The sequence below is a fragment of the Amycolatopsis sp. cmx-11-51 genome, assembly GCF_047608665.1.
In the GTDB taxonomy this organism is placed as follows: Bacteria; Actinomycetota; Actinomycetes; order Mycobacteriales; family Pseudonocardiaceae; genus Amycolatopsis.
The window spans coordinates 1,286,960-1,300,950 of the sequence record NZ_JADNQO010000001.1 but is presented as its reverse complement, the minus strand read 5'-3'; the positions used below and the strand labels follow the sequence as shown (position 1 = coordinate 1,300,950).

General features: G+C 66.4%; 18 protein-coding genes. 14 read left to right on the top strand and 4 right to left on the bottom strand.

The genetic code is table 11. The features are described from left to right. Positions 1-54 precede the first annotated feature (54 nt). From ACM6LU_RS06510 to ACM6LU_RS06445, 14 genes are all read left to right on the top strand, one after another. Complete coding sequence (locus ACM6LU_RS06510) at positions 55-480, top strand: hypothetical protein (RefSeq protein ID WP_414936623.1); 426 nt, start codon at positions 55-57, stop codon at positions 478-480. Further along, positions 471-800 carry a hypothetical protein gene (locus tag ACM6LU_RS06505; RefSeq protein WP_414936622.1) on the top strand — a complete coding sequence of 110 codons (330 nt, stop codon included), beginning with the start codon at positions 471-473 and terminating at the stop codon, positions 798-800. Before ACM6LU_RS06510 ends, ACM6LU_RS06505 begins: the two co-directional genes overlap by 10 nt. 14 nt (positions 801-814) lie before the next feature. Continuing rightward, a complete protein-coding gene (locus tag ACM6LU_RS06500; RefSeq protein WP_414936621.1) occupies positions 815-1,159 on the top strand; it encodes a hypothetical protein in 345 nt (114 codons plus the stop codon). After that, positions 1,156-1,584 (top strand): minor capsid protein, encoded by a 429-nt coding sequence (locus ACM6LU_RS06495; RefSeq protein WP_414936620.1) that lies wholly within the window; start codon positions 1,156-1,158, stop codon positions 1,582-1,584. Before ACM6LU_RS06500 ends, ACM6LU_RS06495 begins: the two co-directional genes overlap by 4 nt. After that, positions 1,581-2,177 (top strand): hypothetical protein, encoded by a 597-nt coding sequence (locus ACM6LU_RS06490; RefSeq protein WP_414936619.1) that lies wholly within the window; start codon positions 1,581-1,583, stop codon positions 2,175-2,177. Before ACM6LU_RS06495 ends, ACM6LU_RS06490 begins: the two co-directional genes overlap by 4 nt. Beyond that, positions 2,149-2,673, top strand: a complete 525-nt coding sequence (locus ACM6LU_RS06485; RefSeq protein ID WP_414936618.1) for a phage tail tube protein — start codon at positions 2,149-2,151, stop codon at positions 2,671-2,673. Before ACM6LU_RS06490 ends, ACM6LU_RS06485 begins: the two co-directional genes overlap by 29 nt. Further along, positions 2,673-3,218 carry a hypothetical protein gene (locus ACM6LU_RS06480; RefSeq protein WP_414936617.1) on the top strand — a complete coding sequence of 182 codons (546 nt, stop codon included), beginning with the start codon at positions 2,673-2,675 and terminating at the stop codon, positions 3,216-3,218. The genes ACM6LU_RS06485 and ACM6LU_RS06480 overlap by 1 nt, the downstream gene beginning before the upstream one ends. Before the next feature lie 182 nt (positions 3,219-3,400). Next, a complete protein-coding gene (locus tag ACM6LU_RS06475; RefSeq protein WP_414936616.1) occupies positions 3,401-5,797 on the top strand; it encodes a phage tail protein in 2,397 nt (798 codons plus the stop codon). After that, the gene (locus ACM6LU_RS06470) at positions 5,797-6,681 is read left to right on the top strand and encodes a hypothetical protein (RefSeq protein ID WP_414936615.1); all 885 of its coding nucleotides are present in this window, start codon (positions 5,797-5,799) and stop codon (positions 6,679-6,681) included. The genes ACM6LU_RS06475 and ACM6LU_RS06470 overlap by 1 nt, the downstream gene beginning before the upstream one ends. A 16-nt stretch (positions 6,682-6,697) precedes the next feature. Next, complete coding sequence (locus ACM6LU_RS06465; RefSeq protein ID WP_414936614.1) at positions 6,698-7,798, top strand: hypothetical protein; 1,101 nt, start codon at positions 6,698-6,700, stop codon at positions 7,796-7,798. 11 nt (positions 7,799-7,809) lie between these two features. After that, positions 7,810-8,943 (top strand): hypothetical protein, encoded by a 1,134-nt coding sequence (locus ACM6LU_RS06460; protein WP_414936613.1) that lies wholly within the window; start codon positions 7,810-7,812, stop codon positions 8,941-8,943. Then, entirely contained in the window at positions 8,943-9,692 is a 750-nt protein-coding gene (locus tag ACM6LU_RS06455; RefSeq protein WP_414936612.1) for a hypothetical protein, read from the top strand. The genes ACM6LU_RS06460 and ACM6LU_RS06455 overlap by 1 nt, the downstream gene beginning before the upstream one ends. A 69-nt stretch (positions 9,693-9,761) precedes the next feature. Further along, positions 9,762-10,148 (top strand): hypothetical protein, encoded by a 387-nt coding sequence (locus ACM6LU_RS06450; RefSeq protein WP_414936611.1) that lies wholly within the window; start codon positions 9,762-9,764, stop codon positions 10,146-10,148. 3 nt (positions 10,149-10,151) lie between these two features. After that, positions 10,152-10,937: a M15 family metallopeptidase gene (locus ACM6LU_RS06445; RefSeq protein WP_414936610.1), complete on the top strand. Its 786-nt coding sequence runs from the start codon at positions 10,152-10,154 to the stop codon at positions 10,935-10,937. A 167-nt stretch (positions 10,938-11,104) separates the two neighbouring features. Here the strand turns inward: ACM6LU_RS06445 and ACM6LU_RS06440 are convergent, their stop codons facing one another. The 4 genes from ACM6LU_RS06440 to ACM6LU_RS06425 all read right to left on the bottom strand — a co-directional run bounded on the left by ACM6LU_RS06440 (position 11,105) and on the right by ACM6LU_RS06425 (position 13,924). Next, positions 11,105-11,617 (bottom strand): hypothetical protein, encoded by a 513-nt coding sequence (locus ACM6LU_RS06440; RefSeq protein WP_414936609.1) that lies wholly within the window; start codon positions 11,615-11,617, stop codon positions 11,105-11,107. A gap of 9 nt (positions 11,618-11,626) precedes the next feature. After that, positions 11,627-13,306, bottom strand: a complete 1,680-nt coding sequence (locus ACM6LU_RS06435; protein WP_414936608.1) for an alpha/beta hydrolase — start codon at positions 13,304-13,306, stop codon at positions 11,627-11,629. Next, positions 13,306-13,626: a hypothetical protein gene (locus tag ACM6LU_RS06430; RefSeq protein WP_414936607.1), complete on the bottom strand. Its 321-nt coding sequence runs from the start codon at positions 13,624-13,626 to the stop codon at positions 13,306-13,308. The genes ACM6LU_RS06435 and ACM6LU_RS06430 overlap by 1 nt, the downstream gene beginning before the upstream one ends. A gap of 148 nt (positions 13,627-13,774) precedes the next feature. Beyond that, entirely contained in the window at positions 13,775-13,924 is a 150-nt protein-coding gene (locus ACM6LU_RS06425) for a hypothetical protein (protein WP_414936606.1), read from the bottom strand. Between the last annotated feature and the right edge of the window lie 67 nt (positions 13,925-13,991).

The window sequence follows — 13,991 nt, the reverse complement described above, 5'->3', positions numbered from 1 at the left end:
CCGTGCCCCGACCGGGCGCCGGCCGCGGCTTCCACCGAACGAGAGGGGGTCGCCGTGGCGCGCACGTATGCGACCGCCGAGGACTACGCGAACTGGCTCGACATCACCACCCCACCCGAGGGCATCACCCGGCAGCTCGCCCGCGCGTCACAGCTCGTCGACTGGCTGCTCGTCGCCGCGGTCTATCTCACCGACCCGGCCGGCTACCCGGCCGACCCGGACGTGCGCGCTGCGGTACGCGACGCCACGTGCGCCACCGTCGCGTGGTGGGAAGACACCGGCGACGACTCCGGCGCGGCCGCCCGGTTCACCTCCGCCGGCATCGGATCCGTGAACATCACCCGAGCGACCACCGCGGCCGCCAGCACACCCGGCGGTGCGCAAGCCGCCCGGCTGTCACCCGAGGCCATGCAGATACTCACCGCGGCCGGCTTGCTCGGCGACGGCCCGGTCGAGCAGGAGGTCGCCCAGTGGCGCTGACCATGCCCGCGTTCCTGCTCCCGCACACCGTGACCGTCAAGCCCTACGCCGGCGCCGGCGCGTACGGGCCGACGTTCGGCCGGCCGTTCACCGTCCGCCGCGCCTACGTCGAGGACCGGCGGCGCCTGGTCCGCGCGACCGACGGCGCCGAGACCATCAGCGAAACGACCGTGATCACCCGGCCCGGCCCGGCGATACCGGCTGGCTCGGAAGTCACCGTGTGGCCCGGCACGCCGGCCGAGCGCTTGGCGACCGTGATCACCGCGAGCACGTTCGACCACCCCAGCGCGCTGGCGCACCTCGAGATCACCCTCACGTAAGGGAGGTACCCGCCGTGCGCCTCAAGACCGAGTTTCATTGGAACGGCGACCATGTCCTCGAGGACTTCACTCGCGGCGCCGAGAAGGGCGTCAAGCTCGCCGCCGAGCACGTCCGCAGCGTTGCCGTGAACCGGGCGCCCAAGGACACCGGTGCGCTTCGCAACACCGGTACGGCGACCACCGACGGGCTCACCGGCGCCGTCTCCTTCGACACCGAGTACGCCGTGCGCCAACACGAAGAAACCACCTGGCACCACGAAGACGGTGAAGCGAAGTACCTCGAGACCGCGCTCGACGACGAGATCGACGTCGCCCGGCAGGTCATCGCCGCACAGATCCGGAAGGCCACCCGCTCGTGAGGTTCGTTGTCGAGCTAGGCGACCTCATCGCCCGCCACCTTGCCGCGGCCGGCGTCGGGATCTACCGACCTGACGCCGGCTACGCGGCCGCCGAGACCGGCATCGTGTTCGGCGGCCTGCCGGCCGACCCGCCGCGCGCGGTCGCCCTGCTGCTCTACCCGCTCACCCACGACACCGACGCCGACGCCGAGTTCGGCCTGCGCATCCGCTTCCGCTCCGCCGGCCAGGACCCGCGCGAACTGTTCGACCTCGTCGACGCCGCATTCGACGCGCTCGCCGGCGCAGGCGAGCAGCAACTCGGGCTCGGCGTACACCTGGTCACCCGCGAGACCTCGAACCCCAGCGGCACCGACCAGAACGGCCGCTACGTGCACACCGACACCTACCGGATTCGAGCACATCATCCCACCAAATACAGAGGATGAACAACTACGGTGAAGGTATGCAGACTGGCCAAGTATCGGTATGGGTTCCAATTGTTGTTGCCGCACTAGGCATCGCAGGCATTGTCGCAGGGCAATTGGTAAATTCCTGGCGAGAAGAGCGGCGAACCAGTAAGGAAGCAAGACAAGAGGAGCGTAAACACTGGCGCGATAAGCGACTGGAACAATACCTAGAAATCACAAAAGCAACGAGCGAGATCATGCGGTCACTATCCGCATTTATCAGGTCACCGCGGCCACCGAACGAGCTTCACGAACAACTGGAAGCACTCGAGGTCACTTTTTTCTCTATACGCCAGCGCGGGATTATCCTGTGCTCGGAGCAGACTAACAAAATTCTTTCCGAAATACATCAGCACGCAGAGGTCCTACTGGCCGCTATCGCCGACTGGAAAAGCAAAGCCGATGACGCCACCCTCACAGAAGAACTAATCGAGCGTCGCAGCTTCATAGGTCGACTGAACGGAAATTTGGTTCAGGAGATTCGCCTCGAACTTGGCGTTCCACTTGAAGGTCTCGATTCGAAACCGGAGGTATGGAAAGGAAATGGCTCTACGTTCAATGCTCGCGAGTGACTGGTCACTCGAGGTCGACACGGCCGCGAGCGGTGCCACTGCCCCGCAGTGGACACCGGTCCGTGGCCTGTCGAACTTCTCGGAGAGCACCGACGACAACACCGAGGACGACTCGACCAACGACGCGCCCGGTTGGGGCGCGGACGTCATCACTCAGCGGAAATGGAAGGTCGAGGCCGAGGGCAAGCGCAAGCGGGATACCGCGGCAACGTCCTACACGCCCGACCCCGGGCAGGAGTTCATCCGCAAGGCCGCGCGCAAGGTCGGTTTCTCGGCCGACGTGCATGTGCGGTGGTACCGCCGAGACGGCTCGCCGGACGCCTCCGAGGGATACGCGCAGGTATCCGAGTTCACAAAGGGCGGCGAGACGACCGACCTCGAGCCGTTCAACTTCACGTTGCTGGGCCAGGGCGAGCCGCTCGAGATCGCCAACCCGGTGACCACACCGCCGGCCGGCGGCGCCGCAGCGACCGCGACGACGAGCGGGGGCAAGTGATGGCGTATCGGGATCTCGACGACCTGCTCGACGGCGGGCTCGAGCTGCCCATCGGCGGCACGGTCTACACGGTGCCGCCGGTCGACGCCGAGACCGGTCTGCGATTGCAGCGGCTTCACGACTGGATGTTCGGAGTGGCGGCCGCGGTCAAGGCGCACGAGGACGACCCCGACGCCGGCGAGCTGTCGGTGCCAGAGCCGGGCGGCGAGTTGCTGTCGGACGCGCAGGAAATCGACATGTACCGCAAGGCGCTCGGCACGGTCTACGACGAGCTGGTCGCCGACGGTGTCGCGTGGCCGCGGTTCAAGGTCGCCGGCATGACGGCGTTTCTGCACCACACCCAGAGCCCGGAGGCCGCCGAGGCGTACTGGAACGCCGGCGGCCGCCCGGAAGCCTCGGCGGGGAATCGGGCGAGCCGTCGCGCGGCGGCCCGATCGACCCCGCAACGGGCATCCGGGAGTGGTACGACCCGGACACGGAAGACGGCACCGGCACCGGCCCCCAGTGGCGGCAAATCCTCGAGCGCTGGTCGCTCGTCGAGCTAGACCTGCACGAAATCTACGGCGTCGACCTCGAGACGCCCGGCCTACTGCGCGCCCGCTCGTGGCGCTGGCTACGCATCCGCATCGCCGGTCTGTTCTCCACCGACGCGAGCCGGCTACGCCGAGCTCTATACGCGGAGGCTGACCGCCCCCGCCCCTGACAAGCAGCGGGCGGGGGTGGTCGCGTGGCGCTCACCATCGGCGAGCTTGTCGGGTATCTCCGCATCGACGACAAGGGCGTCGCCGGCAAACTCGCGCAGGCCCGCGCCCGGTTCGCCGCCGCGGCGCGCGACACCGACGTCTACGACAACGCACTCGTGCGCGCGGGCAAGTCCGCGCGCGACATGGCGCTCTCCGCGGGCGCGAGCGCGCTCAAGGTCGGCGCGCTCGCCGGCGCGGCCAACCTCGCCGGCAGCGCACTCGGCGTACTCGGCGGCGGCATCGTCACCGCGTCAGGCGCGCTGCTGATCCTGCCGGGCGCCGCGGTCGCGGGCGGTGCCGCACTGGCCTCGCTCAAGGTCGGGTTGTCCGGGTTCGGCGACGCCTTGAAGGCGATCGACGACCCGGCGAAGTTCGCCGAGGCCACCGCGAAACTCGCCCCGGCCGCACGCGACACGGCGAAAGCCGTGCGCGCCTTGGCGCCGGCGTGGGACGCGGTCAAACGCTCGGTGCAGCAAGAGCTGTTCTCCGAGATGGGCGACGTGGTGCGCCAGCTCGGCGCGCAGTACCTCCCGATTCTCAAGCGCGGCATGACCGACGTCGCCTCGAGTTTCGGCGTCGGCGCCGCCGGCCTCGCCGCGTTCCTGCGCGAAGCGCAGACCGGGCGCGACGTGGCGACGATCTTTGACAACAGTTCGACCGCAGTCGCCAACCTGAGCGAGACCACGCAGCCACTCGCGCAGGTGTTCCGCGACGTGGCGACCGTCGGCTCGTCCGTGTTCGCCGACCTCACCACCGGCGCCGGCTCGGCCGCCGAGCGGTTCGCCGCATTCATCGCCGCGGCGCGCGAGTCCGAGCAGCTCGAGACGTGGATGCGCAACGGGCTCAACGCGCTACAGCAGCTCGGCCAGCTCGCCGGCAACGTCGGCGGCATCATCTCGGCCGTCTTCTCGGCGATGTCGACGAGCGGCGTGTCGACGCTCGACGTGCTCGTGCAGGCGACCGGCGCCGTGCGGGACTTCCTGAACTCCGCGCAGGGCGCCACCCTGCTACAACAGGTTTTCGGCGGCATCGCCGCGGCCGCCCGGGGCTTGGCCCCGGTTTTCGCCGAGATCGGGCGCGTTCTGGTGTCCGACGTCGGCCCGGCGATAGCCACGCTCGGCCCGCAGCTCGGCGCCGCGCTCGCTTCGCTGGCACCCGCCGTCGCCCCGCTGGGCAGTGTGCTCGCCGCCCTGGCACCGGTGGTCGCCGCGGTCGCGCAGAGCTTGGCGGGCGGACTGGCCTCGGCCGTGACGTCGCTCGAGCCGGCCGTCGTCGCCCTGGCTCCTGGTCTGGCCACGCTGGCGAGCCAGATCGGTACCGTTCTGGCCGCGGCGCTTCAGGTCGCTGGCCCGCTTCTGGCGATGCTGGCCGGTTTCCTGTCCGACAACATGACGTGGCTCGGCCCGTTGGCGATCGGGCTTGCCACTGTCGCCGTGGCCGCTGGTCCGCTCACGACGCTTGTCGGTGGCCTCTCGACCGCGTTCCGCACGGCGACCACGGTTTTCAACGCCCTCCGGCTGGCGATGATGACGAACCCGTTCTTTCTGATCGCTACCGCGGTCGCGCTGCTCGCGGTGCTGATCATCTCGAACTGGGACACGATCACCTCCGCGATCGGCGCGGCGCTCGACTGGATCGGCAATCTGATCTCCGGCGCGGTCGACTTCATGGTCGAGCTGTTCCTCAACTGGAGCTTGCCCGGTCTGATCATCAAGCATTGGGACACCATCGTGGCCGCGGTCGAGACCGCGGTGAACTGGGTCCTGGACGCCGTCGGCTGGTTCGCGTCGCTGCCGGGCAAAGTCGGCGAATGGTTCGGCCGCGTGAAAGACGCCGCGATCGGCAAAGCCCTCGAGCTGGCGAACTGGCTTGCGGGCTTACCGGGGCGGGTGCTCGGCGCGCTCGGTGACTTTGGTTCTCTGCTGCTCAACGCGGGTAAGGACCTGCTTTCCGGTTTGTGGCGCGGAATCCAGAACGCCGCAGGGTGGCTCAAAGACAAGGTGCTCGCCTTCTTCGGGGATCTGCTTCCTGGGTGGGCTAAGGACATTCTCGGGATCAACTCCCCGTCGACCGTGTTCGCCGGTATCGGCAAGTGGATTCCGCCCGGTCTGGCCGGCGGTATCGACAAGGCGGCCGGCGTCGCGCTGCGCTCGGCGTCCGATCTCGCGACCCGCGTGTCGGACACGATGGCGGCCGGCTTGACCACGCCAGCGCTCGCATTCGCCGGAACGCCCGGCACCGGCGCCGCTGGTGCGGCCGGCGCGTACTCGACGACCGGGAGCCGCGCGACCGTCCACATTGACCAGTTCCACGCGACGCCGGCGCAGTCGCCGGCCGACATCGCCGGCGAGCTGGACTGGTTGAGCCGAGGGGGTGGGTAGTGGCGGCCGGAGACCTGATCACCCGCGACGGACAACTCGAGTGGCGCGGCATCCTGCTCGGCGCCGGTACGGCATACGGGTGGCGCGCCCTCGAGGGATGGCTCGACCTGCCGCAGATGCGCGGCGGCGACGTCGACCGGCCCGGACAACACGGCGCGTTTCCGGGGCAGTTACTCGCGCAGTCGCGCACGATCTCCTACTCGTTCGTGATCTCGGCTCGGCGCGCCACGCGCGAGCAATACACGGCCGCGGTCGACCTGCTGCGCGGGGTCACCACGCCGGCCGAGAACCCCGACGAGGAACCGCTCGTGATCCGGTTGCACGGGCAGCGCTGGATGGTCACCGCCAGATGTACCCGACGGCAGGTCCCGACTGGGCTCTCGTTCGACGTCGGGTATGTCGCCGGAGCGCTGCAATGGGTCGCGACCGACCCGCGGTTGCTCGAGCTTCCCGCGTATACGGCGTCGACTCCGCTCGGCGCCGTCGGCACGGGTGGCCTCGGGTTTCCGGTGGCGTTCCCGATGCCGTTCGGCGCCGCCGTTCGCGGCGGTGTCATCACCTGGACCAACGCCGGCAGCGCCGAGGCGTGGCCGCTCTGGCGCATTACCGGTCCTGTCCGTGGCCCGTCCATCACACGGCGCGATACCGGGCAGGCCCTCGAGTTCGACCCGGATTGGACGATCCCGGCCGGTCAATCCGTCGAGGTCGACACGCTCGCCCGAACCGTGCTGTTCGCCGACAGTGGTGTCTCGGCGTCCGACCGGCTCTTCACCCGCGGGTGGTTCAGCTTCCCACCTGGCGTGTCGACTCAGGCTGTTTTCGCTTCTACCGCAACGAGTTCCGACGCGCTTCTGTCGGTGGCCGTCCACAACACCGCCATGTGAGCAAGGAGGTTCAGTTATGCCCGAGCGCAACTCATGGGCCGTCGGGTCCACCGAACGCCCACTCATCACCACCGAAGACGCGCGCCTAGCCGTGTCCGCCCTGCTCACCCCAGGCACATCCGCCGTGTCCGCCCGTAACGGCATCCGCGTCGGCCCTGGAGACCCCGGAAAGGTTCACCAGAGCACGCCGACCGCGACCGGGTCGGTGATCGTCGAAGCGTTTCAGGGCGCGATACGCGCCACCCGCGGGCTCGGCTCCTACCTGGCGACGCTCGATTCACCGAAGACGCTCGACATCCTGGCCGTCCCCGCCGATCCGGCGAACGACCGATACGACCTGGTCCTCGCTCAGCAATCCGACGAGTTCTACCTCGACACCGCGACAAAGTTCGACGTCCGGATCTCGCGCGGCAAAGCCTCGGCCACCCCACGCGACCCGATTCCGAGCGGCTCAGACGACTACTTCACGTTGGCGCGGGTACGCGTCACGGCCGGCGCGACCGCGGTCACCGACGCCATGATCGACGACCTTCGCCCAGGCCGGCTCGTCGCCGCCGGTGGCATCCTGCCCGTCCGCGACGCGAACGAACGCGACGCCATCGCCGCGCCGTACCCGGGTCAGTTCGTGATCCGGCTCGACAACGGAGTGTTGTATCGCTACGACTCCGCGCTCGGCTGGCTCGAGTACCTCGGCAGCTCACTTCCTCGCGGCCTCGTCGGCGAGGTGAAGCGCGGCAGCCCGGACAACGTGACCGCGCACGTCGTACTCGAGTCGGTCACGGTGAAGGTGGTCGCCGGCCGCAAGTACCGGGTGGAGTGGAACGCGAACTACGCCGCGACCGCGCTCGGCCCGCCAAACAGCAGCGGATGGATTCGCCACGCGTCCGGCAACTCGATCACCACGAACAGCACTGCCCTACGGAGTTTCAACCTGCTGGTGAACCCCGGGACGTATCAGCCACTCCAGGTGTCCAACACCTACACCGCCACGACCACCGAAACCCGCACGTTCGGCGTCACCGCGACAGCCAACAGCACCGGCACGCCGACGCTGCTACTCGAGGGCGGCGGTGACCGGCGGGCCCTAGTCGTCGAGGACATCGGTACCGGACCGTAGAAGGGGGCACCGTGGCCTCACTGCCCACCTACGTCTACCTCATCGCCGACCTACGCACCGGGCGCGTGCTCGACGAACTACCCCTGACCGGCGTCAAATACAACAAGCCGTTGAACGATGCCGGGAAGTTCTCCGGAACGTGGGATCTCTCGAGGCATCCGTCGACGACTAACCGCGATCCGTACGAGCTAACCATGCCCGCCCGGCGCGCGCTCTACATCGTGCGCGACGGCCGACCGATGTGGGGCGGGTTGATCTGGACCCGCAAATACGACAGCAGCGCACACAAAGTCGAGATCCAAGGTGCCGACTGGTGGTCATATTTCGATCACCGCAAGGTTCTCCCGCCGCTACCGGACACCGTCGCCGTCGACCAGGTCGCCCGCCTCACCACCGCCTACAACGACGCCGAGCAGAACCACATAGCGCGCGACCTCGTACGGCTGGCGCAGTCGCACACCGGCGGCGACATTGGCGTCGAATTCGACGACACCGCCTCGTTCCTCTACCGCGACCGCGAGTACCCCGGACACGAGCTGAAAGACACCGGCGAGGCCCTGCGGCAACTCTCCAGCGTGCTCGACGGCCCCGACATCATGTTCGGCGTCACCGCAGGCACCGCCGGTCGCGTGCGCCGGATCATGCGCGTAGGCACCCCTCGACTCGGCCAGACCGGCACCGCGCATGTCTGGGAAACCGGCGGCAACATCATCAACTATGTGTGGCCGTCCGACGCTACGCGAATGGCCACCCGCACGTTCGCGACCGGTGACGGCATGGCCGAGGGAACCCCGATCGCCGTCACCGAGGACCGGGGCAAGTACGCGCGACGCTGGCCACTGCTGGAAACCGAGCAGGGCTACACCAGCGTGTCAGACGCCGACACCCTGCGCGGGCACGCGGCCGCTGACCAGCTCGTCGCCCGCCTGCCCGTCGTGCTCCCCGCCCTCACCGTCCGGGGCGACGCCGCGCCCTACGTCGGGGACTGGGACACCGGCGACGACGTCCGAGTCGTCATCCGCGACAACTTCATGCGCCAGGGCCTCGACACCGCGATGCGGATCGTCGACGCGCAGTACACGCCCGGCGAAACCACCGAAACCGTCGACATCACCATGAGCCCGCTCATTGAGGACGCCGCCTGATGCAGGTCAACCAACCGTCAAACCTCATCGACCGCGTTATCAAACTCGAACGCGAACTCTCTGCGGTCCGCAAGAAAGTCGGGCTGTCCTCCGCGATCATCTCCCGCGGCGGCTTGACCCTCGTCGACGACAGCTACATCAAGATGACCGACTCCGACGGCGTACAGATCCTCTACATCGGACCGAGTCCCGCCGGTGACCAGATCATCCGCATTCGCCGCGAAGGCGGCGCCCCCGTGCTCTACACCTACAAGGCACCGAACTTCGACGGCCAGTTCTGGGCGCTCACCGATGGCACCGGCCGCATCATCATGTCCGACAGCGCCGAGGTCGGTGCCGGGCTCGCCCGGCCGTGGCTACCTATCGCGCTCTACCCGAAGTTCACCACCCACACCTACACCACCGATCCCGGTCTCGGTGAAACGTTCGACTATATGGATATCGATACCGCGCGTCTGTCGGGTGAAACCGTTCTGTGGGAAGGCCGCGCGTCCGTCTCACACCCGTGGGTCACGATCGAGGGCGTGTGGGGCCGGTCGGTCGCGACGCCCAACGTCACCTATCGCCTGAAGTTCGCCAACACCGAAGTCGGTTCGTGGAACGTGAATTCCGGCGCGACAGGCGGCCGCCAAGGACGGTTCAGCGTCAAGGACTTCGTCGGCCAAGACTGGGTGAAAGTCACCGTGACCGCGTCCGCGTCGGGCGCCGGTGCGATCGCCTGCCAAGTCCTCTCCTGCTACCTGCAATAGCCGCCACAGCATGACCAGCCGTGCACACGGCCATGCCGACATACCCTTTTACCTCAAGGAAACCAGCCCGTGAATCTCGCCGATCTCGGCGCGCTCGACATCGCCGGGACAGTCGGTGTCACCGCGGCCGCCTACCTGATCATTCGTCGAATCTGGACCGCGGCCCGCAACGCTGGCCGCGGTTTACGCCGGCTCGTGCACTTCGCCGACGACTGGTTCGGCGAGCCCGAACGTGACGGCGTCTCCGCGCGCCCCGGCGTCATGGAACGCATATCCGCTATCGAAACCGACGGCGCCGCCACGCGCGACGACGTCCGCGGCCTGGTCGAGCGCGTCGACCGGGTCGAGCACGAACTACACCCCAACTCCGGCGTGAGCCTGCGCGATGCGATCGACCGCGTCGAGAACGCCGTCGCCGACCCTGCGAAACCCAACCCACACAACAGAACGGGGTGACACATGGCCGTTTCACAGAACGGCTGGCCGGTCGATCCGGCCCGCCGAGCACGCACGATCCCGGGCAGCTCTGTCCGGCTCACCGTCGCCGACGGCCCAGCTGGCGACGTCCTGATGTACGTCGCCAACCAGTTCGACAAGCGCGTCGAAGACATCGACCTGAAATCCAGCCGCGGCGAACTCGACGACTGGGGCTATGCCAACCGGCCCATCCGCGGCGGCACCAGCACGTCGAATCATGCGTCGGCGACCGCGGTCGACTTCAACGCCACCCGACATCCCCTCGGCGCCCGAAACACCTTCACCCCAGCGCAGCGAGCCGAGATCCATCGGATTCTCGCCGAGGTCGACAACGTCGTGCGCTGGGGCGGCGACTACACCGGCCGCGCCGACGAAATGCACTTCGAAATCAACGCAACCCACGCACGCGTCGCGGCCGTCGCCGCCCGCCTTTCTACCAACCCCCCGCCGGCTACCAAGGGCCGCATCCTGATGACGGAGGACAACATGCCAACCCTGCCCCCTGCGATGACGAGCAGCTACGAGATTCTCGCCGTTCCGCCCGACGCGAACGTCAAGCTGATCTTCGCCGCCAAAACCACGATCTTCGGCGGCCACCTCTACAACTGGAGCCCCACCCCCGGCGCCGGAACCGGCGGAGACCCTGTCAACTGGCGCACAGAAGTCAAAGAAGGCGAAGCCATCCCCATCCCCCGCGGCACATCCAAAGTCCACATCGAATACTCCTGCGCATCACCCGTGAACGTCTTCATCCAAGCGACCACCTAAACAACCTGAACGCGGGTCCCGACACCCGAGGGGGAGGGAGGTAGTGGGGCCCGCCGAATCACCCTATCGCGAAAGCAAACAGAGCCCCACTCCCGATCACTCGGGAGTGGGGCTCTGTTGCGTTGGCATTTAGCTGACCAGCTCCGGGACGCACCGAAATGCTCGATCTAATTCTTTGGTTCTGGCGTACCATTGGGCCAAACACAGGGAGAACTGACACCGAGGTAGATTTTTCCGCCTTGATTGACTCGAAGCATCATAGTGAATCCATCTGAGCTGTTTTCGGCGAGTACATACCCCCCGTTTTGACTGTCTTGCGTCACACGAAAGCTGTTCTTCGCCCACCAATCTCGGATCTTTGCATAGTGCTGCGCGGGGTCACCCGGAGACAGGCCAGCAACTTCGTAGTTATGCGAAACCATCACGCGCCCCTTAGCCGTGCTACTTGCAGGGTCCGTGCACGTAATGCTGTCCTGCTTGAAAGGGCTGATCAGCCGCGCCTCGGCAGACAATGCCTGTCGTGCCATTTCGATATATTGATCAGTCTTCCCAATAGCAGCTTGCGCAGTGATGGTTGTATTCACTTCCGGGTCCCGACCTTCACTTCCTTGACTGCATGACGCAAGAAGGGCACCAACTGTCAACGCAAGGGCAAAGTGCATCGCAGCTTGACGTTTCATTACACTTCCCTAGCGAACGGTTGGTTGATGTCCGGCGATGATATCACCCATATTGACCAATGCGGGATTGTTAGGGTCCCAGTATTGACTGTGCGCGTTAACGTTGTAGCCAACAAGGGACGAATCGCCAGGATTCGCTTTGAAGACATTGCCATTGAACCCGGGGTCGGTAGGGTTCCCGGTAAATGCCCCAGTAATTGGAACGGGATCATTCTCTGCCGCCGTCGCCCAGACATGCCCGTGTGGAACCCCGAGATTTTTGGCATCGTAGACTCCAACACCAGGGCTTCCTACGGCAATAAATTCGTCCACCGCTAGTTCATTTCCGCCACGCGCCGCATATCCAATTACTGTCGATCCGTAACTGTGACCAACAATTGTGTTATGAGACGGCAATCCTTTATGACTCTCACGCAAGCCATCTTGGAAGTTGTCGAGTGGCTTAACCGCCGCGTTCGCGTAGTCCTCGCTGATCGCATTGGGAATTGCGTCCGGCGCATCATAGCCGAGCCAGGTGATGACCGACGTTGACGGCGAACCCGACATTGCAGCGGCACGCTGCATAGCCTCAGCCCTGCCCGCCTCATCACCGAACGTGGGAAGGTCTGCCGTCGTCCCTGGCACGTATGTAGCAACATTTTCAGAAGTGTCGGGATTTCCCTTGGCGAGAATCGCCTTCCCGTCGCCACTGCTGTCAATCCCAAGGAGGTAGTTCTTCTGATCGTCCGGCGTATCATCCGGTTGATTTAGGCGATCTCCAAGGGCGTTCATGCCGTTAATTCTCTTGTCCGTATCCCTAAGTTGCGACTTGAGCGCGTCGAACTCCCGCTGGTCGTTGAGCTTGATCTCGCCTGCGCCGTTCCGGGGAAACTCGTTGATCTTCCGCTGTAGCTCGGCTCGTTGTTGTTGCAGGTCAGCACGTTGCTGCTCGAAGATAATTCGGTTGGCGGTGTCGCGTTGCTTCGCGGAGAAGCCGTCTCGTGGTCCGACGAGTTCCGGGCGGTCCGTGGCCAGCCGGGTTCGCTGCGCTTCGCTCAGGGTCGCCCAGTAGGCGGCGTTCTGTGCGGGAGTGGCTCCCTCGGGCGGTGGCGCGGGGATGCTGAGTGATCCCATGGCGGCACCGGAGTTACCGGCCGCAGCAAGTGAGGTGTTCTCGTTGTCGTTGCCGGTCGCGTCGATGGTCTGTCCGGACACGATCCGGTCGAGCACGAGACAGAAGTCGTCATCGATGTCGGTCGCGCTCTTGAGGACTTCGGAGACGCGATCGCGTAGTTCCGCCGCGATCGTCGCCCGTTCGCGGGCGACGGCTTCTTTCTGATCCTCTGGGGTGTCCGGGGGCGGCCCGTTGTCGTTGACGGCCCCGTCACCGCCGATGGTGAAGTGGTGCGCGCGGGCGAGACCCTCGACCTCCTTGACACCGTTCATGACACCGCTGATCGCGTCCCCAACGTCCCCCGCGCTACGACGCAGCGAGGCGACCTCGGCGGCGTACTCCTCCAGGCCGTCGATGACCTGATTGACCTCGTTCGCGGCCGCGCCGGCGGCCTCGCCGTGCCAGCCGTCGGCTGTGTTGATACCGCGCAGGTCGTCCGAGCACGCGACGACCTTGTTGTACGCGGCGTTGACCTCACCGACCGCGCCTTGCAGGGGAGCGGAATCCCATCGAGTGACCTCAGCCCAAGTGACCATCAGACCGGCTTCCGCCCGCCCGTGGACTGCACCGGGATAGACAGATCCGCTGTCGCGGCGTCCTCGCGACTGCTGTAGAGATCGGCGGCCTTCGCCATGCTCGACGCGTGCGCGTCGAGACGCCGCTCATACCCCTGCTCACGATCCTGCAATACCTGCTTGACCTCGGCGAGCTTGCCCACACATCGCGCTCCCGGCATACCAGCGTCACCAACCGGCACCGTCGCCGAGCACTTCGCCCCACGCAGACCGTCCGCGACCCGCGTAGCCGCTTGCCCGGTCCCTCTGACTTTCTCGATCACCACGTCATAGCCAGCCATGAGCCCTCCCCTGCCCTGGTAGTCAAGCGATCACACTACGGGAGCAGAACAGACCGGTTCAACAACCCAAGCGATCAAAACCAGGGGAGAGCAGCAGGTAGCGGCGTTGTACTCACGCCTACCCGAGTAGTCCTACCTATGAGCGCGGTCACCCCTGCGGCGACATCGGCACCTCGGACGCCTTGACCGCGGCTTCTTCCAGGCGCGAGATCATCCTCGCCGCTGCCTTGGGCGGCACAGTACCGGCCTCAATCGCCTCACGCAGACGCTCGGCCGTCTCCGCAAGCGACGAACCCACTTCGGCTAGACAGTCGGAGGCCACCTGTGCCGCTTCACCCGGCGATACGGCGGGCGCGGGGGCTTTG